This window comes from Ancylobacter sp. Lp-2, assembly GCF_020523795.1.
Classification (GTDB): domain Bacteria; phylum Pseudomonadota; class Alphaproteobacteria; order Rhizobiales; family Xanthobacteraceae; genus Ancylobacter.
Map to the genome: position 1 here is coordinate 141,269 of NZ_JAJALI010000002.1, position 21,891 is coordinate 163,159.

At 67.2% G+C, this 21,891-nt stretch carries 15 protein-coding genes and 1 tRNA gene; 9 read left to right on the forward strand and 7 right to left on the reverse strand.

The features are described from left to right. The first annotated feature begins 126 nt into the window (after positions 1 to 126). Positions 127 to 5,487, forward strand: a complete 5,361-nt coding sequence (locus tag LGR54_RS05330) for an alpha-2-macroglobulin (RefSeq protein WP_230360939.1) — start codon at positions 127 to 129, stop codon at positions 5,485 to 5,487. Continuing rightward, positions 5,484 to 7,565, forward strand: coding sequence for a penicillin-binding protein 1C (gene pbpC, locus LGR54_RS05335; protein ID WP_230360940.1), 2,082 nt, complete (start codon positions 5,484 to 5,486; stop codon positions 7,563 to 7,565). The genes LGR54_RS05330 and pbpC overlap by 4 nt, the downstream gene beginning before the upstream one ends. 4 nt (positions 7,566 to 7,569) lie before the next feature. Here pbpC and LGR54_RS05340 read toward each other — a convergent pair whose 3' ends face one another. From LGR54_RS05340 to LGR54_RS05365, 6 genes are all read right to left on the reverse strand, one after another. Beyond that, on the reverse strand, positions 7,570 to 7,776 hold the full coding sequence (locus tag LGR54_RS05340) for a DUF1127 domain-containing protein (RefSeq protein WP_230360941.1): 207 nt from the start codon (positions 7,774 to 7,776) through the stop codon (positions 7,570 to 7,572). Between the two features lie 631 nt (positions 7,777 to 8,407). Beyond that, a tRNA-Gln gene (locus tag LGR54_RS05345) sits at positions 8,408 to 8,481 on the reverse strand. Positions 8,482 to 8,771: 290 nt separating this feature from the next. Continuing rightward, entirely contained in the window at positions 8,772 to 9,449 is a 678-nt protein-coding gene (locus LGR54_RS05350; protein ID WP_230360942.1) for a response regulator transcription factor, read from the reverse strand. A gap of 16 nt (positions 9,450 to 9,465) precedes the next feature. After that, positions 9,466 to 9,831 (reverse strand): response regulator, encoded by a 366-nt coding sequence (locus LGR54_RS05355; RefSeq protein WP_230360943.1) that lies wholly within the window; start codon positions 9,829 to 9,831, stop codon positions 9,466 to 9,468. Further along, a complete protein-coding gene (locus LGR54_RS05360; protein WP_230360944.1) occupies positions 9,828 to 10,472 on the reverse strand; it encodes a response regulator transcription factor in 645 nt (214 codons plus the stop codon). Before LGR54_RS05360 ends, LGR54_RS05355 begins: the two co-directional genes overlap by 4 nt. Beyond that, entirely contained in the window at positions 10,469 to 13,555 is a 3,087-nt protein-coding gene (locus tag LGR54_RS05365) for a PAS domain-containing protein (RefSeq protein ID WP_230360945.1), read from the reverse strand. Before LGR54_RS05365 ends, LGR54_RS05360 begins: the two co-directional genes overlap by 4 nt. Positions 13,556 to 14,018: 463 nt before the next feature. On the opposite strand from LGR54_RS05365, the gene LGR54_RS05370 reads away from it, so the two are divergent. From LGR54_RS05370 to LGR54_RS05400, 7 genes are all read left to right on the forward strand, one after another. Next, positions 14,019 to 14,942: an MBL fold metallo-hydrolase gene (locus tag LGR54_RS05370; protein WP_230360946.1), complete on the forward strand. Its 924-nt coding sequence runs from the start codon at positions 14,019 to 14,021 to the stop codon at positions 14,940 to 14,942. 98 nt (positions 14,943 to 15,040) lie between these two features. Then, a complete protein-coding gene (locus LGR54_RS05375) occupies positions 15,041 to 15,520 on the forward strand; it encodes a carboxymuconolactone decarboxylase family protein (protein ID WP_230360947.1) in 480 nt (159 codons plus the stop codon). Between the two features lie 76 nt (positions 15,521 to 15,596). Then, entirely contained in the window at positions 15,597 to 16,352 is a 756-nt protein-coding gene (locus tag LGR54_RS05380; RefSeq protein ID WP_230360948.1) for an SDR family oxidoreductase, read from the forward strand. A gap of 44 nt (positions 16,353 to 16,396) precedes the next feature. After that, positions 16,397 to 16,810, forward strand: coding sequence for a cupin domain-containing protein (locus LGR54_RS05385; protein WP_230360949.1), 414 nt, complete (start codon positions 16,397 to 16,399; stop codon positions 16,808 to 16,810). Between the two features lie 47 nt (positions 16,811 to 16,857). Beyond that, entirely contained in the window at positions 16,858 to 17,811 is a 954-nt protein-coding gene (locus tag LGR54_RS05390) for a mechanosensitive ion channel family protein (protein ID WP_230360950.1), read from the forward strand. A 617-nt stretch (positions 17,812 to 18,428) separates the two neighbouring features. Beyond that, positions 18,429 to 19,553, forward strand: coding sequence for a Ppx/GppA phosphatase family protein (locus tag LGR54_RS05395; RefSeq protein WP_230360951.1), 1,125 nt, complete (start codon positions 18,429 to 18,431; stop codon positions 19,551 to 19,553). Continuing rightward, positions 19,550 to 20,287, forward strand: a complete 738-nt coding sequence (locus LGR54_RS05400; RefSeq protein ID WP_230360952.1) for an RlmE family RNA methyltransferase — start codon at positions 19,550 to 19,552, stop codon at positions 20,285 to 20,287. Before LGR54_RS05395 ends, LGR54_RS05400 begins: the two co-directional genes overlap by 4 nt. A gap of 12 nt (positions 20,288 to 20,299) precedes the next feature. Here the strand turns inward: LGR54_RS05400 and LGR54_RS05405 are convergent, their stop codons facing one another. After that, positions 20,300 to 21,736 (reverse strand): MFS transporter, encoded by a 1,437-nt coding sequence (locus LGR54_RS05405; RefSeq protein WP_230360953.1) that lies wholly within the window; start codon positions 21,734 to 21,736, stop codon positions 20,300 to 20,302. Positions 21,737 to 21,891 lie beyond the last annotated feature (155 nt).

Genomic DNA, 21,891 nt, shown 5'->3' on the forward strand with positions numbered 1-21,891 from the left:
GGCCGATTCCGGCCTATCCTCGCGCCACGTCACCCGACCGTCGCTCGCACGGCGGAGAGTGGCGCGCCGCTGCAGCCGGCGAGACGGCAAAAAATATCGGCAGGAAACGCCCCGGGGAGAGTCGAGATGTCCGCAGCCCTTCGTCCCGCGACGCTGGTGCGGGCCTTCGCCGCGCCGCTCGTCCTCGCCCTCCTCGCCGGCGCCGCCATGGCGCAGACCGCCCCGCCCAAGACCGCGCCCGTCCCGCCCGCCAAGCCGGCGGCGAGCGCACCGGCCAAGCCCGTCGCCGTCCAGCCGGCGCCCGAGCCGGCGCTGCCGAAGACTTATAGCCGTCCCGATCTCGTCGAATCTGCCCGCCGCCTGCAGTCGCTGGTCGACCGCGACCGCGTGCCCTTGGAAAAGCCCGCCGCCCAGCTGCGCCGCGACGCCGACGCCGCCTTGCAGGCCGGCGATGCCCGCGCCGCGGCCGGCCTCTATTCCCGGCTGGTGCGCCTTGCCCCGGACGATGCCGGCCTGTGGATGCGGCTGTCGCGCGCGCTCACCCGCATCAAGCCGAACCAGGACGAGAGCGCCGACACCTTTCTCGACCGTGCCAGCGCGGCCGCCTTCCTCGCCTACCGCAAGGCGACGACGCGCAACGGCCAGGCCGACGCGCTGTTCGCTCTCGGCCATCTCTATGCCGAGCGCTCGCTCTGGCGCGCCGCCCTCGACACGCTGGCGCTGGCGCTCACGGTCAGCGACGTGCCGGCCGAGCACGGTTTCTACGACAAGCTGCGCGCCGAGCAGGGCTTCCGCATGCTCGACTACACCGTCGATTCGGACGCGGCGAACCCCCGCGTGTGCGTGCAGTTCTCCGAGGAGCTGGCGAAGGGCCCGGTCGACTTCGCCTCCTTCGTCGCGCTGTCGGGTCCCGGCGGCGCGGTCGACAAGCCGGCGGTGTCGGTGGACGGCCAGCAGCTCTGCATCGAGGGGCTGCGTCATGGCGAGGCCTACGATCTCACCTTGCGTGCCGGCGTGCCGTCGGTCATCCCGGCGGAAAAGCTGCAGAACACCGCCGACCTGACCATCTATGTCCGCGACCGCAAGCCCGGCGTGCGCTTCACCGGGCGCGCCTATGTGCTGCCGCGCACCGGCCCGCGCGCGATTCCGGTGGTGACGGTGAACACCTCGCGCGTGGCCGTGGAGGTGCTGCGGATCGGCGACCGCTCGCTGATTCCCACCGCGCTCGACGGCGATTTCCGCCGCGACCTCGGCTCCTACGACCTGTCGCAGCTGAAGGACGGCCAGGCCGAGCTGGTGTTCTCCGGCGAGCTGGAGACCGCCTCGCCGCTGAACGAGGACACCACCACCGCCTTCCCGGTCGACGAGGCGGTGGGGACGCTGAAGCCCGGCGTCTATGTGCTCGCCGCCCGCCCGGCCGGCGACGCCGCCAATCCGGACGACGACTACTCGACCCGCTCGGCGCAGTGGTTCGTGGTGTCCGATCTCGGCATGACCGCGCTGTCGGGCTCGGACGGCCTGCATGTGCTGGTGCGCGCGCTCGGCTCGGCGAAGCCGGTCGCCAATGCCGAGATTCGCCTGCTCGCCAAGTCCAACGAGGTGCTGGCCACGGCGCGCACCGATGCCACCGGCTCGGCTGTGTTTGACGCCGCCGTCACCCGCGGCGAGCAAGGCTTCGCGCCGGCGGTGGTCGTGGCGCGGGGGGAGGGTGACGACTACGCCTTCCTGTCGCTGGAGGACCAGGCCTTCGACCTGACGGATCGCGGTGTCGGCGGGCGTGCCGCGCCCGGCCGCATGGACGCCTTCCTCACCACCGAGCGCGGCGTCTACCGCTCGGGCGAGACCGTGCATCTCACCGCGCTGCTGCGCAATCCGCAGGTCGCGGCGGTCGCCGGCGTGCCGCTCACGCTGGTGCTCAAGCGCCCGGACGGCGTCGAGGATCGCCGCGCCCTCGTCGACGACCAGGGCGCCGGCGGCCGTGCCACCGCCTTCGAGCTGATGGCCGGCGCCATGACCGGCACCTGGCGCGTCGACGCCTATGTCGATCCGCGCGGTGCCCCGGTCGGCTCCGCCACCTTCCTCCTCGAGGACTATGTCCCCGAGCGGCTCGCCCTCGACCTCTCGACTTCAGCGAAGCAGATCGCCCCCGGCGTCCCTGTTGCCATCGCCGTCGAGGGCCGCTGGCTGTTCGGCCCGCCGGCCGTCGGGCTCGACGTGTCCGGCGAGATCGAGCTGAAGGTGGCCAAGGAGCGTCCCGGCTGGGCGGGCTGGCGCTTCGGCCGCGCCGATGACGGCTTCACCGCCGTGCGCGAGCCGCTGCCGGACATCCGCGTCACCGATTCGGCCGGCAAGGCCAGCCTTTCCGCTGCTTTGCCGGCGGCGCAGACCACCGGCCAGCCGCTGGAGGCCGAGATCTTCGTCGAGCTCGACGAAGGCGGCGGCCGCGCCATTCGCCGCTCGCTGACCCTGCCGGTGGCCGCGTCGGTGTCCGGCATCGGCGTGAAGCCGCTGTGGACCGGCTCCGGCCCGGCCGAGGGCACCAGCGCCGCCGTCGAGGTCGCCTTCGTCGACCCTGCCGGCAAGCAGCAGGCCGCCGCCGGCGTCGCCTGGACGCTGTACCGCATCGAGAATCGCTACCAATGGTACCGGGTCGGCAATAGCTGGGACTTCGAGCCGGTGCAGGCGACCCGCAAGGTCGCCGACGGCACGCTGGACCTCGCCGCCGACAAGCCGGCGCGGCTGGACGTGCCGGTGGAGTGGGGCCGCTACCGGCTGGAAGTGACCTCCGGCGCCGGCGCCACCCGCCTGTCCACCGCGGTCTCCTTCGAGGCCGGCTGGGGCGGCGGCGCCACCGCCGACGCTCCGGACCGGCTGGAACTCACCCTCGACAAGCCGAACTATGCCGAGGGCGACCGGCTCGACGTGCACATGACCAGCCGTACCGCCGGCTCGGCCACCGTGCTGATCGTCGGCGACGGCGTGCTGGCGTCGAAGACGCTGGAGGTGCCGGCCGGCGATTCGACGGTCAGTTTCGACGTCGCGGCGGGCTGGGCGCCGGGCGCCTATGCGCTGGCCTTCCTGCATCGCCCGCTCGATGTCGCCGCCGGCCGCAATCCCGGCCGCGCCATCGGCCTCGCCTGGTTCGGCGTCGACCGGGCGAAGCGGGTGCTGGAGGTGGCGCTCGATGCGCCGGAGCGCATCCGACCGGAGACCACGCTCTCCGTGCCCGTGCAGGTGAAAGGCAACGGGGCGGGGGAGGCTTATGTCACTCTCGCCCTCGTCGATGTCGGCATCCTCAACCTCACCGATTTCAAGACGCCGGATCCGGATGGCTTCTATCTCGGCCAGCGGCAGCTCGGAACTGAGGTGCGCGACTTCTACGGCCAGCTGATCGACGGCATGCTCGGCGCACGCGGGCGGCTGCGCTCGGGTGGCGACGCCATGGATGGCGGCTTGCAGGCCGATCCGCCGACCCAGCCGCCGCTCGCCTTGTTCTCCGGCCCGGTGAAGCTGGACGGGCAGGGCCGCACGAACATCGATTTCGCCGTCCCCGCCTTCGACGGCACGGCCAAGCTGATGGCGGTGGCGTGGTCCGGCGAGGCGGTCGGCCATGCCGGCAAGGATGTCGTCGTCCGCGACCCAGTGGTGGCGACCACGACGCTGCCGCGCTTCCTCGGCGCCGGCGACCGTTCGACGCTGAACCTCGCCCTCGACAATGTCGATGGCCCGGCCGGTGACTATTCCCTGTCGCTGGTGACGGACGGACCGGTGAAGCTGGGCGCCGCCGCCGCCAAGGTGACGCTGGCGCCCGGCGCCCGGCAGAACCTCAAGGTGCCGCTGGAAGGCACCGGCATCGGCCCGGCCCGTGTCTCGGTGCGCCTCGGCGGGCCGGATGGGCTGAGCATCGTGCGCGACTACGCGCTGGAGGTGCGCCCGGCCTATCCCGCCATTTCCCGCCGCAGCGTGACCGCGCTCGCCACCGGCGCCTCGCTGACGCTGAGCGGCGATCTCGTCGCCGATCTGGTGCCCGGCACCGGACGGGTGACGGTCTCGGCCGGCGGCGATCCCGCCTTCGACGTGCCGGCGCCGATGGTGGCGCTCGACCGCTATCCCTTCGCCTGTTCCGAGCAACTGACCAGCCGCGCCATGCCGCTGCTCTATGCCGCCGAACTGGCCAAAAGTTCTGACTTAATGACCGGGCTCGACCTGAAGAACGATCCCGGCAAGACCATCCGCGACGCCATCGCCCGGCTGGTGGCGCGGCAGGGCTCGGACGGCTCCTTCGGGCTGTGGCAGGCGGGCGGCAACGACCTGTTCCTCGATGCCTACGTCACCGACTTCCTCACCCGCGCCCGCGAGCGCGGCTTCGCGGTGCCGGACGTGCCGTTCCGCCTCGCCCTCGACCGGCTGCGCAACGCGCTCGCCTATGCCAATGACGGTGCCACCGACGATGGCGCCGCCTATGCTATCTATGTGCTCGCCCGCAACGGCCGCGCCCCGCTCGGCGACCTGCGCTACGTCGCGGACGCCAAGATGGGCGACGTCTCCTCGCCCTTCGCGCGCGGCAACATCGCGGCCGCGCTCGGCCTGCTCGGCGACAAGGGGAGGGCGGAGAAGGCCTTCGCCGCCGCGCTGGAGCTGTTGCCCGAGCAGCCGGAGGCCGATTTGCTCGGCCGCGCCGATTTCGGCTCGCAGCTGCGCGACGCCGCCGGGGTGGCGACGCTCGCCGCCGAGGGGGGCTTCCCCGGTCCGGCGCGCACCGCCCGCGCCCGCGCCGTGACCATCGGCAACGACGTCACGGCCACCTCGACGCAGGAGGATGCCTGGCTGCTGATGGCCGCCCGCGCCGCCCGCGAGGGCAGGGGTGTCAGCCTCGACATCGACGGCACCGCGCATTCTGGCCTGTTCGAACGGATTTTCGAGCCGGCTGGCCTCACTGCACACCGCACTATCCTGACCAATCGCGGCGCGGCGCCGGTCGACGTCGCCGTCAGCATCGACGGTCCGCCGTCCAGCCCTGAGCCGGCCGCCGCCAACGGGTTCTCGCTGAAACGCTCCTATTTCGACCTCGCCGGCAACCCGGCCGACCCGTCGAACGTTCAGCAAAATCAACGTCTTGTCGTGGTCATCGAGGCCCAGGAAGACGAATACGCCCCCTCCCAGGTGATGATCGTCGACTGGCTCCCCGCCGGTTTCGAGATCGATAACCCGGCGCTGGCGGTCGGCTCGGATGCCGGCGCGCTCGCCTGGCTGGGGGATACCACCGAGACCGCCCATGCCGAGTTCCGCGACACCCATTTCATGGCGGCAGTAGACCGGACCCAAGGCTCTGAAGAAGCTGAACTTTTGCGTGTCGCCTATATCGTGCGCGCCGTCTCGCCGGGCAACTACGCGCATCCCCCGGCGACGGTGGAGGACATGTACCGCCCCGGCCGTTTCGCCCGCACCGAGGCCGGCACCACGGTGGTCAGGGAGCGCGGGCGGTGAGCGATAACCCGCACCCGCTCTGGCAGCGCTGTGCGGTCGCCGCCCTGCTGGCGGGGGTGATTTTCATAGGCGGATCATATGCTTGGCTCGTCGGCGTGCGTGCCGCCGCCCCGCCACCGCCGGCCATCGCCACCTCGGTCGAGGTGCTCGACCGCGACGGCCGGCTGCTGCGCCCCTTCGCGCTGCAGGATGGTCGCTGGCGCCTCGCCGCCGATCCCGAACGCATCGACCGGCGCTATGTCGACATGCTAATCGCTTATGAAGACAAGCGTTTTTACGATCACGCCGGCGTGGATCCACTGGCTCTGCTGCGTGCGGCCTGGCAGTTCGTGACCCATGGCCGCGTCGTCTCCGGTGGATCGACGCTGACCATGCAGGTCGCCCGCCTGCTGGAACCCCGGCCCGCCCGCACGCTGGCGGCCAAGCTCGCCGAAATGCGCCGCGCCATCGAGCTGGAAGCGCGGCTCAGCAAGGCTGAAATCCTGAAGCTTTACATGAGCTTGGCGCCGTTCGGCGGTAATCTCGAAGGCGTGCGCGCCGCCAGTCTCGCCTGGTTCGGCAAGGAGCCGCGCCGCCTGACATTGGCCGAGGCGGCACTGCTGGTCGCCCTGCCGCAGTCCCCCGAGGCGCGCCGGCCGGACCGCCAGCCAACCGCCGCCGGCGCCGGGCGCCATCGTGTCATCGAACGGCTTGAAAAGACAGGGCTATTCGGCGAAGCCGAGGCGCGCTTCGCACTCGCCGCCGATCTCCCCACCGCTCGCCGGGAGCTTCCGAACCTCGCCTTTCACGCCGCCGAGACGGCACGCCGCGAGCGTCCGACCCTTTCCGTCCACCGCCTGACCATCGATGCGGCCCTGCAGGAGCGGCTGGAAGCGTTGGCCGCCGAGCGCATGGCAATGTTGGAGCCCGGCGTTTCCCTCGCCATGGTGGTTGTCGACAACGCATCCGGCGAGGTGCTGGCCCGCATCAGCGGCGCCGACCCGCAGGACCGCTCCCGCGCGGGTGCCGTCGATCTCACGCGGGCGTTCCGCTCGCCGGGATCGACGCTTAAGCCGTTGATTTATGGGATAGCTTTCGAGGATGGCCTCGTCCACCCGGAGACGCTGATCGAGGATCGGCCGATGCGTTTCGGCGCTTATCGGCCACGTAATTTCGACCTCGACTACCAGGGAACGGTGCCGGTGAAGCGGGCGCTGCAAATGTCGCTCAACGTGCCGGCGATCGCGCTTCTGCAGGCGGTGGGGCCGCAGCGCCTCGCCAGCCGACTGAACGCGGCAGGGGTGGAACTCAAGCTGCCACCGGGCGAGGTGCCGGGACTGGCAGTCGGGCTGGGGGGCGCCGGGGTGACGTTGGAGGGGCTCACGGCTCTCTACGCCGCCATCGGCAATGGCGGCGACGTCCATCCGCCGCGCCGAAGGCTCGATGACGCGCTAATGCGGCCGGACGTGGGAAGCAGGAAGATTCTATCGCCGGTCGCCAGCTGGTATCTGGCGCAGACATTGGCGGGCTCACCACCGCCCCGCAATGCGCGCGGCGGGCTGATCGCCTTCAAGACGGGGACGTCTTTCGGCTATCGCGATGCCTGGTCGGTAGGGTTCGACGGGCTGAGGACGGTGGGGGTATGGATTGGTCGGCCGGATGGCCAGCCGGTACCCGGAATGATCGGTCGGGAGAGGGCAGCGCCGCTGCTGTTCGACGCCCTTGCGCGCATCGCGGTTCGTCCGGCTTCACTGTCGGCGCCGCCCCGCGAAGCGTTGACGGTGCGAAACATCGAACTGCCGCCACCTCTGCGACGTTTCCAGCCACATGATACTGGCATCGGGACCGGAAAGGAGCCGCAAATTGCCTTCCCGCCATCCGGTGCGACCCTCGATATCGAGCCGTCGGATCCGGTACCGCTGAAGATACGCGGCGGGGAGGGGCTAACGGTGTTCGTCGACGGCATACCGGCCGGCACGACGGATGCGTCCGGCGTCTTCCTCTGGCAACCGACGACCGAGGGGTTCGTCCGACTGACAGTAATGGACGCTGCCGGTTTGGCCGACAGCGTATCCATTCGGCTGCGAACGAGTCGCTAGCAGCTCAGCAGCCGGAGACGGCGGCGCGAGCGATGTCCTGACGAGCCAGGCCGCGACGGGCGAGGGCGGCGTCGGACAGACGCGACAGGGCTTCATAGCGCTGGGCGATACGGCGGCCTTCGCTGACGGCGTCGAAGAAGGCAACAACGGCCTCGACGGCGCGCGAGAGGAAGTCAGGGGAAGTACGACGGGAAAGCGACACGGTGCTCATGGGAGCCTCCAATCAAAGGCATTCTGTATGCCAGTGAATATAAGCGATCTGGTGCGATGCAAAAGCCGATATGCTGCATGGCAGCACTGAGTGGGTTGCATGCCGCAGCGTGACGTCAATCGACTGAAACGCACTCCGCCCGGCGCATGAACATCACTCAGTTCGCAATAGTGGTATTATATGGCCTTTAATCGATGCTGCCATGCGCCTGTTGCGGAGCTCTCATGACAATTCGTCATGCGTTGGGCGCAGCCGTGGATCGGCATTTGGATGGGCGATGTGCCCCGCATGGTTGCGAGCAAAGCGCACCCGGCCACCTGTCAGACCTCGTCACGGGATCGTCGTGGCAGCAACCGTTCGATGTGACGATAGGTGGGGCGATCGCGGGTCTTCAATCATCAACCGACGCCGACGACGTCCCTCGTTCGGCGTGCCCATAAATCCTTTGCTTGAATCCGTTACGCGCACGCGATGCGCGGCATTCGTCGGGCGGGAACTAGGCTTTGGAAGTTGGCCGACGAGCAGCCGGCAGCGGAGGCCAAGCTCTCCTACATAATATTAACCGCATGGCCGCCGAGCGAGGCGGGCCAGATCCTGTATGTCGATGATCGCTCGTTCGTCGCCGAAAATTTGGCTGGGGGACCAGGATTCGAACCTGGACTAACGGAGTCAGAGTCCGCAGTTCTACCGTTAAACTATCCCCCACCGAAGACTTTGAAAAGGCAAGCGAATAGCGCCTGACTAGTCATAATCGGCAGTCGGCTTTGCAAGCCGTCGGCGAACGGATGGGCATATAGCGCGCTGTTCGTTCGTGGTCTACCCCCTAATGCAGGATATCTGGGGATGGCTCGCAATGAGCCAAGCCGTTGTCATCCGCGTGGTGCCGGCGCTAACTCCACGGAGGGCATGAAAACAAGTGCTGCCAACGTGCCCGCGATCCATGCGGTGGGGGGAACTCAGGGAACAAACCGCCCGAGCATTCTATGGGGAACGGCTCATTCCCGCGCTTGCCGCAATGGCGTCGGCAGGGTTCCCCATGCCCGGATCAGCTGGCCGACGGTCGCGACCTGCATCTTCCGCATGGCGTTGCTCCTGTGAAGTTTCACCGTCACCACGCTGATGCTGAAGTCGTGGGCGATCTGCTTGTTGAGGCGTCCACGCACCACCTCGACAAGAACGGCACGCTCCCTAGGCGTCAGCAATCCAAGGCGTTCAGCGTTGCGTTTCGCGACCTCCCAGGTCGCCCGCTGCGAGCGGTCGCGCTCGAGCGCGACCGTGATGGCGTCCAGAAGCACCTGGTCACGGACCGGCTTGGTCAGAAAATCGACGGCGCCGGCCTTCATGGCCTGCACGGTCATCGGGATATCGCCGTGCCCGGTGAGGAAGATGATTGGCTTGGTGTTGCCGCTGGCCGCAAGGCGGCGCTGAAGATCGAGCCCGCTGGCACCGGGCATGCGCACGTCGAGGATGAGGCAGCCGGGCTCGTCCGGGTCCCACGAGTCCAAGAATTCCTGGGTCGATGCAAAGCAGACCGGGGTCAGCCCGATCGACGAAATCAGCTCGCTCAAGCCCTCGCGGACCGCCGCATCGTCATCCACCACCAGAACGACGGGGGAGCTCACTCCGGCTGAAACGGACGATGATTGGGCTGGGCGTGACACTTGCTGCAACATGATCCCTCTCCCAGCTTCAATCGATGAAGGTCTTTTCCACGGCCGCCAGTAACAGCTGGCCATCGATCGGCTTGCGGAACAGAACGGTCGCCAGGGCCGATTTGCCCGGATGATCCGCAATCTCGTGGCGGCCGGTCACCAGGAAGATCGGCAGGTTCGGGCGCGTTCGGCCGATGGTTTCGCGAAGCTGGAAACCGTCCATTTCGGGCATGCCGATATCCGTGATCAGGCAATCGAGATCAGACAGTCCCGCCGCGAGAAGAGCCCTCGGCGAAGAGAACGTCCGAACGGCATAGCCGGCCGATTCCAGAAGATTCTCCAAGGACTCGAGCAGGCGGATGTCGTCGTCGACGATCGCGATGATACGCTTGGAACTGCTCACGCTTCTCTCTCTCCGCGACGCGAATGTGTAACCGGGATACTCAGTCGCTCGGCGATCCTCACCAGATCGGCGAGCGAGGCGGCGTCCATCTTTCGGAGCACGTTTCGTCTGTGCAGCTGGAACGTGACCTCGCTGAGATCCAGTGCGGCGGCGGCCTGCTTGTTCAGCAAGCCGCTGACAATGAGCGGCAGGACCTCGCGCTCGCGCGGCGTCAGCGTTGCATACCGCGCCTTGAGGCGATCGAGATCGGCGCGCTCGGCGCGCAGGCGCCTGTCCTGGGTGAACGCGGCTTCGAGGGCGGCCATGAGGGCCTCCTCGGTGAACGGCTTGGTGAGAAAATCCACCGCGCCGTGCTTGATCGCCCGCACCGACGAAGGGATGTCGCCATGGCCGGTGATGAACACGATCGGCGGATGGTTGGTGCCGGCCAGTTGCCTCTGCAAATCGAGCCCGTTGATGTCGGGAAGCTCGATGTCGAGGAGCAGGCACGCAGGCGCGTCGGGCCGGCCGGCACGCGCATAGTCGCCGGCCGACGCGTAGGCGGCTACGCGAACGCCGTGCGATTCCAGCAATTCGCTTAGGGCTTCGCGCACGCTGGGGTCGTCGTCCACGATCAGCACGATGGGCATCTCCGGCGTCATGAGGGCTCGAACGCCTGGATCGGCAGCGTGAAGGCGAATGTCGCGCCCCCGGCGTCGTTGCGCTCCACCCACAGCCGGCCGCCATGGGACTCGATGATCGACCGGCAGATCGCCAGCCCCATGCCCATGCCGGTCTGCTTGGTGGTGAAGAAGGCGTCGAAGACCTTCTCCGGCTGCAGGACGCCGGGTCCGTTGTCGCTCACCTCGACTCGTACGACGTCGCCGTCGCGAACGGCGCGTACGCCGAGACGGGGCTTCGGCGTGTGGCCATCCATCGCCTCGATCGCATTGCGCATGAGGTTGACGAGCACCTGTTGAACCTGGACGACGTCGAACGCGATGTCCGGCAGTTCGGCATCGACATCTGCCGCGACGCCGACCCGCGTTTGCGACGTCCGGTCCGCGAGCAGCCGCCCGACATCGGCGATGACATCCCCGATCGACGCGCGATACCGCGGCACGACCTCCTGCTTGAACAGGGCGCGGATCCGGCTCACGAAATCCGCTGCGGCGTTCGCGTCGCGAATGATCCGTTCAACGGTGATCTGGGCCCGCTCCAGATTCGGTGGATTGGCGGTCAGCCAGCGCTGGCAGGCCTGAGAATTCCAGACCACGGCTGCCAGGGGCTGGTTCACCTCATGGGCGATCGACGCGGACAGCTCGGCGAGGCTCGCCGCCTGGCTCGCGCGGGCGAGGCGCTCCCGCGCCAATCGCAGATCTTCCTGCGCCCGGACCTCGGCATCGATATCGAGGCAAATCACGTTCCACTGGACGATGGCGCCATCGGCGCCGCGCATCGGCGCCGCGCGCGTCTCGATCCAACGGTATTCGCCGTCATGGCGCCGCAGGCGGTGGCGGCGCGCATAAGGCTCGCCCGTCAACAGGGAGTGGGCGTAGTCCGTCTTCACGGCCGCGAGGTCGTCGGGGTGGACGCCGGCCTCCAGGGTCTGCGCCAGGCGCGACCCATCCGCCTCGCTCAGCTCTTCCAGCTGGTATCCGAGGAACTCGCGGAGCTGTTGGCTACGGTACACCGGTTCGCCGTCCGGCGCTGCGCAGTCGATCATCGCCGGCAACGTTTCCACGAGCTGCCAGAGGAACCGCTCTCTCTCGCGCAAGGCGGCCTGCGCCTGCATCTCCTCTTCGATATCGATCGAAGCGATGTACCATTGGATGATCTCGCCATTCGCATCGCGCAACGCCTGCGCCCGGGCCTCGATCCAGCGATACACGCCATCGCTGCAGCGCCGGCGGAAGCGATTGACGAACGGCTCGCCCGTCGTGAACCCGTGCAATGCCCTGCGCAGCATGATGGGAAAGTCTTCCGGGTGGGCGACATCCCGGGCCAGGTCCTCGAAATCCTCGATGTGACCCGGCGCCCCTACGGTGCCGAGATATCGCTTGCTGGCATAGGTCAGCTTGCGCGCGCGATCGAAGCTCAAGATGTTGACCGGCACCGCGTCGATCATCTGCTCCAGTTGCTGCTTGCTGCGCCGGAGCGCCGCTTCGGCCACGACCTGATCGTCGATATCGTGGCAGAGGCCATACAATTGAGCGATGCGACCATTCTCATCCCTCGTCGCTTCCGCGCTGGCCTGCATCCAGCGATACACGCCATCGGCCCGACGCATGCGCCACCTCATGAAAAGATGCTCGCCTGTCGCAAAGTGGCGTTCGAACGCGGCGTAAACATCGGCGCGATCGTCCGGATGGATAATCGCATCCGTTATCGCAGCGAACCTGCTTTTGCCCGGCAGATCCAGGTCCGAGACGTCAAATCCCAGGTAGTCGACGAACCGCTTGTTGAAGAACACTGGCAATCTGTCCGCGTTTATCCGCCAGAGATAGCCAGGCACGATGTTCACGAGTTGCGAGAATTCTCGTTCCCGCTCGCGTACTGCCGCCTCCGCGCGCTTGCGTTCGGTCAAGTCAAGAATGTAGGCGACCCCTTGCCGGGACTGCCCGTCGAAGCAGGCCGCGCCGATCAGTACCGGGACCCGGCTGCCATCCTTCCGGAAGTACTCCTTCTCACGGGGTTGCATCTTGCCTGTGATGGCCAGTTCCTCGGCCTCTTCCTCGGCGTGCACCGCCTGCCATTCGGGCGGCGTCATGTCGAGCCACCGGATGCCGGCTTCGACGTCGGCCCTGTCGTACTGGACCATGCGGAGAAACGCGTCGTTGGCGTCGATGAGGGTTCCGTCCAGATCCCAGATGACGATCCCGATAATGTCGGCATCGACGAGTTGACGGAGCCGTCCCTCGCGCTCCTGCAACGCCTCCTGCGCGACGACGCGATCATGGACATCGACGCACACGCCGTACCATCGGATGATCGCCCCAGTTTCGCTGCGCAGGGGTTCGGCGCGCCCCTCGGTCCAACGGAACCCGCCATTGGCGCGCCGCTGCCGGTAGGTCATGCAGAACGGCTCGCCGGTCTCGAAGGCGTGGCCGAGCGCCTTGCCGACCGCCGGCATGTCCTCGGGATGGATATCGGCAAGCGACCGCGACCCGTCAGCCTCGATAAGGTCGCCCAGCTCGACCCCGACGGTGTCCGCCAGCCGCTTGTTGATGTAGGAGGGCTCGCCGTCCGGCATGACGCACCAGATCATCGCGGGCACGGCGTCGACCAGTCGCTTGAGTTCCTGCTCGCGCAGCCGGAGTGCCTCGGCCGCCCGGGCCTGATCGTCGATGTCGTGGCACACGCCGTACCATTGCAGGATGTCACCCGCCTGGTTGCGCAGCGGCTCGGCCCGGCTCGACATCCAGCGATAGGCACCATCCACGCGACGCAGCCGGTAGCGCAGCGCGAAGGGCGCGCCGGTCGCCAGGCTGAGGCCGAGCGTATCGCGGAACGCCGGTGCATCGGCGGGATGGACGGCGGCGATCAACGCCTCCAACCCGTCAGATGAGCTGCCGGCAACCTCCGGGCCCAGATAGTCCGCCATGCGCCTGTTAAAGAAAGTCGGCTCGCCGTTCGGCGTGAGGCGCCACACGTGACAGGGAACCATGTCGACAAGCTGCGAAAGCTCTCGCTCACGATCGTGCAGAGGTTCGTCGTGCGTTGTCTCGATTGCGATGGACGACACGTCACGTCCTCCTATGGGCCCACGTTCCCGGGGCCTGCGACCATGGCGGCAGACTATCACTCCTTCCGAGCGGGTGATCCCGACTGGCAGGAGGGTAGGGGGGCCAGGGGCAGCAGGCATCCTATGGAAATCCATAGGTTGCCGGGGAATGGCGACCCGGTCGGTGCGGTCGCACCAGCTCACGCGATCGCCCGGAGAGCGCGACCGTGCGACATGCGATCCGCGGCGCATCCCGTGGGAGGCGGCGCGGCGATGAGCCGCGTGAAGAATGCGCACTCCCGAAAACAAGAGAAGACAAGGCGTGCGGAAGCCTCTTGCTTGTCACTCTAGGTGACGCGCCGATCCACTCACACAAGACCACCTATGCCACGGCATAGGTCGTGCTCTGCCTCGATCCAATCGACGGATGCCGGCCCTCTCCGTAGCGTCATCCCTGCTGAAAATAAGACCCGATCAGCAGGAGATGAACATGAGCCTCGACATTACACCGCCCCCCGTCAGATCGGGGGCCGACGAATTGGTGCCGTCGCGCTATGCCGTGAAGGTTGGCGAGATCGATGTACTGGTCATCAGCGACGGGGTGCTGCCGCTCCCGACCAAAATGCTGGGACACAACGCGGATTCTTCCGCTCGGGCCGCCTGGCTGAAGGACATGTTCCTACCGCCGGACGCGTTCGACTGGTCGCTGAACGTGGTGCTGGTGCGCAGCGGCGACCAGATCATCCTCATCGACGCCGGGCTTGGGCTGGACCCGGATCTGAACCTGCCGCGGGCAGGGCAGTTGGTGAAGCGGCTGGCCTCCGCCGGCATCGATCTCGCCTCGGTGACCGACATCGTGCTGACACACATGCACATGGATCACATCGGCGGGCTCCTCGTCGACGGGGTGAAGGGCAAGCTGCGCCAGGACCTGCGGATCCACGTGGCGGCCGCCGAGGTCTCGTTCTGGGAAGCGCCCGACTTCACCCACGTCAACATGCCGCCGGGGTTCCCCGACGCGCTCCGTTCCGCTGCCACGCGTTTCGCGAACGAGTATCGCAGCCAGCTTCGGCTGTTCGACGACCAGTATGAGGTGGCTCCGGGTGTCGTCGTCCACCGCACCGGCGGCCATACGCCCGGCCACAGTGTGGTCCGCCTCGCCTCCGGCAGCGACCGGCTGACCTTTGCCGGCGATGCCGTCTTCACGGTCGGGTTCGACCACCCCGACTGGTACAACGGCTTCGAGCACGATCCCGAGGAGGCCGCCCGCGTGCGGGTGCGCCTTCTAACGGAGTTGGCCGCGACCGGCGAACAGCTGGTGGCTACCCATCTGCCGTTCCCCTCCGTCGGCCGGGTGGCGATCGATGGCGACGCCTTCCGCTGGGTGCCGGCCTACTGGGACTACTGACCTTTCGCCCGATCAGGGCCGGAACAAAGCGTGGGCTCGTGAATCCCGCGCGCCCACGCCCGACCACTCGCCTCATCGCAAACGAAACAGAGCCCGCAATGTCCCAGCGCCTCAACTATCCTCAGCAGTCCCCCGAATTGTTCAAGAAGTTCATGGATTTCAGCGTCGCCCTGAAGGACAGCGCCATCGAGGAGAAGATCCGCGACCTCGTCCAGATCCGTGCCTCGCAGCTGAATGGCTGCGCCTTCTGCCTCGACATGCATGTCAAACAGGCAAAGATTGCCGGCGAGACTGAACTCCGCCTCTATCACGTCGCCATCTGGCGGGAGTCCAACCTCTTCGTGCCGCGTGAACGCGCCGCGCTCGCCTGGACCGAGGCGCTGACGAAGCTGCCCGAGGGCGGTATCTCCGACGACCTCTACGAGCGCGTACGAGGCCAGTTTTCCGAGAAGGAACTGTCCGATCTCACCTTCGAGGTGATGGCGATCAATGCCTGGAACCGCGCCGCAATCGCCTTCAAGACCGTGCCGGGTTCCGCCGACAAGGCGTTCGGCCTCGACAAGGCCGGTCTCAGCTAAGCCGCCACCCCCTCGTTCCATCCCCGTCGAACGCATCACGCACCGCCTCGCGCGGCTGCGAAAGGAGACTTGTGTCATGAAGATCGTCATCATCGGCGGAACCGGCCTGATCGGTTCCAAGACCGTCGACCGCCTGCGCAAGCGCGGCCACGACGTACTGCCTGCGTCGCCGAATTCCGGCGTCAATACCATCACCGGTGAAGGCCTCGCCCACGCCCTCGCCGGCGCCGAAGTGGTGTTGGACCTCGCCAACTCGCCGTCCTTCGAGGACCAGGCGGTGCTCGACTTCTTCGGCGCTTCCGGCCGTAATTTGCTGGCCGCCGGTAAGGCAGCGGGCATCCGCCACCATATTGCTCTATCGGTGGTGGGCACCGAGCGGCTGCAGGAAAGCGGCTATTTCCGCGGCAAGCTGCTGCAGGAAAAGCTGATCCGCGAATCCGGTCTGCCCTACACCATCGTGCACTCGACGCAGTTCCTCGAGTTCCTGCCCGGGATCGTCAAGTCGGCGACGAGCGACGAGACGGTCCGGCTGTCGCCGGCCTATGTGCAGCCGATCGCGTCCGACGACGTGGCCGATGCGATGACCGATGTGGCGCTCTCAGTGCCGGTCAATGGCATCGTCGAGATCGCCGGCCCCGAACGCGTCGCTCTGAGCGAACTCGTACGGCGCTATCTGCGTGCTATCGGCGATGCCCGCTCCGTCGAGGCTGATCCCGAGGCCCGCTATTTCGGCGCCCAGCTCGACGAGAAGAGCCTCGTCTCCGACGCCAATCCCCGGCTCGGCGCCATCACCTTCGAACAATGGATGAGCACGCAGCGCTCGGCCGCCTGATCGGCGCCGACCGCTCCGTCCGCTGACACTCTTGGGAGGATCCCATGTTTCGTACGCTTGGCGCCGTCTTCATTCTCGCGCTGTCCCTTGGAGCCGCCCATGCTCACGGCGCCGACAAGGAGTCTAAGGTTACGCTGGTCTATGAGCACGAACTGCCCAATGTGCCGGGCAAGAGCATGAGGGGAGTGCTGGTCGAATATGGTCCGGGTGGCTTCTCCGCCGCCCATACCCATCCGACCTCGGCCTTCATCTATGCGACCGTGCTGGAAGGCGCGATCCGCAGCCAGGTCAATGACGGGCCGGTCGTCACCTATCGCGCCGGCGAGAGCTTTTCGGAACTGCCGGGCGACCGTCATGGCGTCAGTGAGAACGCCAGCGAGACCGAACCCGCCAAACTCCTCGCGGTGTTCGTCGTCGACACCGACCAGAAAGAGTTGACCTACCCGCTGACGAAGTAGCGCTCCACCGCCCACCCGACGGCTCGCGCCATGGGTGGGCGCCGGCCTTGGGGGAACGTCCGATGACAATAATCTACGCATGGTCTCCGCTGGCGCTGCTCAATCTGTTCGGCGTCGCGGGGATCATCGTCTGGCATGTGGTGCCTCGCCGGCGCACGATGACGCGCCTCGTCGTACAACTCGGCTTCTTCGCCGTCATGACGGGCGTGCTGCTGTATTACGGCGTCGTGCCCTACCGGCTGGAGGGATATGGCGACTATCAGTTCACCGACGTCACGCTGATCCTCGCCAAGCTACTGTGGTGGATCCACCTCGCATGGGCCGTCATCGGCTTTGTCCGGCTGTATCTGGTGATCGAAGGGCATCCCCAGCAAGCGCGGCTGCTGCAGGACATTTTCGTCGCCGTGATCTATCTCGGCGTCGCGCTGGCGATCCTGTCCTTCGTGTTCGGCATGAACGTCTCCGCCCTCGTGGCGACATCGGGCGTCGTGGCGATCACGCTTGGCCTCGCGCTGCAAAACACCCTGGGGGACGTGTTCTCCGGCATCGCGCTGACTTTGGGGAGGCCTTACCGCCTCGGCGATCTGGTGGTTCTCGCTGACGGTACCGAAGGGCGTGTCGCTGAAACCGATTGGCGCTCGACCCATGTCCGGACCGTCGCCAATAACGTCATCGTGCTCCCCAACAGCGTGCTCGCCAAGATGACGATCACCAACCTCGGACGGCCCGACGGCTCGCATATGCAGAGCGTCGTCATACGCGTCGCTCCGACACAAACGCCGTCGATGGTGACGGGCGTGATGCGCGAGGCGCTTGCCAGTTGCGGCGTTCTCATGCGCAGTCCCGAACCTCTGGTCGCGCTCAAAAGCGTCGATGCCGCCGCGATCGTGCTCGAACTGAGCTATTGGGTCGTGACACCGGCCGACCGCATCCCGGCGCGCAATGAGGTGCTCGATGTCGTCTATCGCCATAGCAAGACGGCAGGCCTCGAGTTCGCCTGACCACCTTCCAGCTTCCTTTGCAGGGAGGCCGCGGCACGACTGGTCTCTCGTGAAAAGCGTCGCGATGTGGTTCGTCGGTCGTCTCACCGGAGGTGAACAAGTCGCGGCATCCCTTTCAGAGGGCGATGGAAAACGTCACGGCATTGCGGGCCTGAACGGTGCCGGGCGTAGGGGGGCAGCGCAGCGATAGGGCGCTCGATGAGCGCGTGCGCGGTAGCTGCCGGGCGGGCGAATTCGGCGAGGGCGACATCTCCGTGAATGCCTCGGGCCATTGGCTCGGCGGAACAGCGCCACGCTCCACAGATCGCCCGATAACTACCTCTGTCGCTTGCCTTAAGCTCATCGCGGGGATTTTCGAGCGCCGACCATCGGTGAACCGTGGACCGCGGCGATCATCCGGGCTGGAGCCCGAGCCCGCGATTGGTACATCCAGTCGCCATCGCCAGACGGAAGAACCGCTCGGGCAGCACGCGCCGCCACCGGATTGGCGAGACGTCGATATCAAGCTCATTGCACAAGCTGGCTTGGATGCTACATTTCATGCAACTCATGAAACTGGGCCGAGCTGCCGCTTCGTGCTGGCGGCCGGCTGATCGGCTTCGGCCGGGGATAGAACAATGGTCGACGAGACCCACAAGCCGGCAGATCTCCGGTCTGCCGCGTGGTCGTGCAGGGAGGAGACGTCGCATTCACGTCACCGCTCGCGCCCTTGGCAAGGGCGGCGCGGCGATGGCGCGACGGCGGATCGACAATCCACCGATTCCTGTTATGCGGCGCTCGATCTGGGCACCAATAATTGCCGGCTGCTGGTTGCGCGCCCGACCTCCGGCGGCTTTCGCGTCGTCGACGCCTTCTCGCGAATCGTGCGTCTCGGCGAGGGCCTGATCGGATCGGGACGACTTGGCGAGACGGCGATGAACCGCGCCGTCGAGGCGCTCGGCGTCTGCGCCTCCAAGCTGTCGGTGCGGCGCATCGCGGGCCAGCGGCTCATTGCCACCGAGGCCTGCCGCTCGGCCGCTAATGGCGACGCCTTCATCGCTCGCGTCGAGGCGGAGACCGGCCTCAAGCTTGAAATCGTCGACCGCGAAACCGAGGCGCGACTCGCCGCCGCCGGTTGCACCCCGCTGGTCGACCCGTCCTCGGATGGCGCGCTGTTGTTCGATATCGGCGGCGGCTCGACCGAGGTCGTCTGGCTCGACCGGGTGGAGACATGCGACGGCGGTCCGCCGGCGGCGGTGATCCGCGCCTGGGTGTCGGTGCCGCTCGGCGTCGTCACCGTGGCGGAGCGGCATGGCGGCGTGCTGGTGACGCGCGACGGCTTCGAGGCGATGGTGAACGAGTTCCGCCCGCATCTCGACGGCTTCGTGGCGGCGGTCGGCCCGCATGATTGTGGCCGACTGCACCTTCTGGGCACCTCGGGCACCGTCACCACCATCGCCGGCGTGCATCTCGACCTGCCGCGCTATGACCGCTCGCAGGTCGACGGGACCTGGCTCGACGCGCCGCAGGTGTGCGGCGTGGTGGACCGGCTGCTGGCCATGCCGTTCTCCGAGCGCGTCGCCAATCCCTGCATCGGCGCCGAGCGGGCCGATCTGGTGCTGGCGGGCTGCGCGATTCTCGAAGCCGTGCGCCGCGCCTTTCCTTGTGACCGTCTTCGCGTCGCCGATCGTGGCCTGCGGGAAGGTATTCTGGTCGAGCTCATGCGAGCCGACCGCGTCTGGCGTAGCGGAGCCTATCGATGAGTGAACGCGTACCGGGAAAGGGACCGGGGGCGACCCGCGGCGAGTCGAGGCCGCTGAAGGTGCGGCTGAAGAAGGCGCGTTCGCTGTCTTCGTCGTCGCAGAAATGGCTGCAGCGGCAGCTGAACGATCCCTACGTGGCGCGCGCCAAGCGGGAAGGGTGGCGGTCCCGCGCGGCCTTCAAGCTCATCGAGATCGACGAGAAGGCCAAGCTGCTGCGCCCCGGCCTGCGGGTGGTCGACCTCGGCGCGGCGCCGGGCGGCTGGAGCCAGGTGGCGGCGAAGGCGGTGAAGGCCGAGGAAGGTCGCGGCAAGGTGGTGGCGATCGATCTGCTGGAGATCGATCCCATCGCCGGCGTCGACTTCGCCCAGCTCGACTTCCTCAAGGACGAGGCCCCCGCCCAGTTGAAGCAGATGCTCGGCGGCGAGGCCGACCTCGTGCTGTCCGACATGGCCGCCAACACCACCGGCCACCGGGCGACCGACCATCTGCGCATCGTCGGGCTCGTCGAGCTCGCCATCGACTTCGCACGGCAGGTGCTGGCGCCCGGCGGCGGCTTCGTCGCCAAGGTGTTCCAGGGCGGTACCGAGAACGAGCTGCTCGCCGAACTCAAGCGCAACTTCGCCACGGTGCGTCATGTGAAGCCGCAGGCGAGCCGGGCGGATTCGGCTGAGCTCTATGTGGTGGCGACCGGCTTTCGCGGGCGCCAGGACGAGACCGGCCGGGACGAGGACTGACGCCGCCAGTAATCAGGCGGTGCTGCCCATCTCGCCCGGCGCCTCGGTGGGCGCGGCCGGCTTGCTGCCGGGCTTGCGCGCCAGTTCCGCGCCGGCGTCGTCCGGCAGGCGCAGATAGAAGAACACCGAGCACACCGCGATCAGCGCGATAACAGTGAACGCCACGCTGAAATCCCCCAACTGGATCGTGCCGTCGCCGCGCCATGTCCGCATGCCGTCGAGGATCAGCGCCGCCACCGCGACGCCGGTGGAGATCGACACCTGCTGCGCCACGCTGGCGAAGCTGGTGGCCCGGCTCATCGCCTCGTTAGAGATGTCGGCATAGGACAGCGCGTTGGTGCTGGTGAATTGCAGCGAGCGGAAGAAGCCGCCGAACAGCAGCGCACCGATCAGGATGAGATGCGGCATGTCCGGCCGGAAGAAGGCGGAGATGCCGATGAAGGTCGAAGCGATCACGCAGTTGACGATCAGCACCCGGCGGAAGCCGAAGGCGCGGATGATCGGCGCCGCAGTCAGCTTCATGGTCATCGCGCCGGCGGCAGAGGCGAAGGTGATCATGCCCGAGGCGAAGGGCGTCATGCCGAAGCCCAGCTGCAGCATCAGCGGCAGCAGGAAGGGCAGGGCGCCGATGCCGATGCGGAACAGCGAGGCGCCGACCACGCCGGCGAAGAAGGTCGGGACCTTCAACAGCGTCAGGTCGAGGATCGGCCGGTCGGTGTGCCGCGCGTGGCGCACATAGAAGGTCATGGCGACGGCGCCGACCGCGATCACCGTCAGCGCGATCCACGGCGCCACCGCCTGCTGGCCCAGCAGCGCGAAGCCGAAGACGAGGCCGGCGAGCCCGACGCTCGACATCAGCATGCCGTGCAGATCGAACGGCGCCACGTCCTCCTCGCGGATATCCGGGATGAAGAGGCTGGCGAGCACCACGCCGACCATGCCGATCGGGATGTTCAGGAAGAAGATCAGGCGCCAGTCGAAATAGGTGGTGATGAAGCCGCCGATCGGCGGGCCGAGCACCGGGCCGAGCAGCGCCGGGACGGTGAGCCAGGCCAGCGCCGAGACGAGTTCGCCCTTGGGCACGGTGCGCAGGATCACCAGCCGCCCGACCGGTACCATCATCGCCCCGCCCATGCCCTGGATGATGCGGTAGATCACGAAGTCCGGCAGCGAGGTGGCGAGCCCGCAGAGCAGCGATCCGGTGGTGAACACGACGATGGCGGTGCGGAACACCGTGCGCGAGCCGAAGCGGTCGGCGAACCAGCCGCTGGCCGGGATGAACACCGCCAGGCTGAGCAGGTAGGAGGTGAGGGCGAGCTTCAGCGAGATCGGGTCTTCGTGCAGATCGGCGGCGATCGCCGGCAGCGAGGTGGAGATCACCGTCGAATCGAGCTGTTCCATGAACAGCGCGCAGGCGACGATGAGCGGGACGAGACGTTCGGGGCGCACGTGACTTTATCCGTCTTGACCAGTCGGATCGGGTAGCAGGCACGTCTCTATAGACGCTAGGTTGTCATCCCGCGAGTGTGCCGTTTCGTCATCTCGCGTCTTCGTCATTGCAATGCGCAAGGGCGGCTCGACGCGGGGCGGCAATGCGTTTCGCA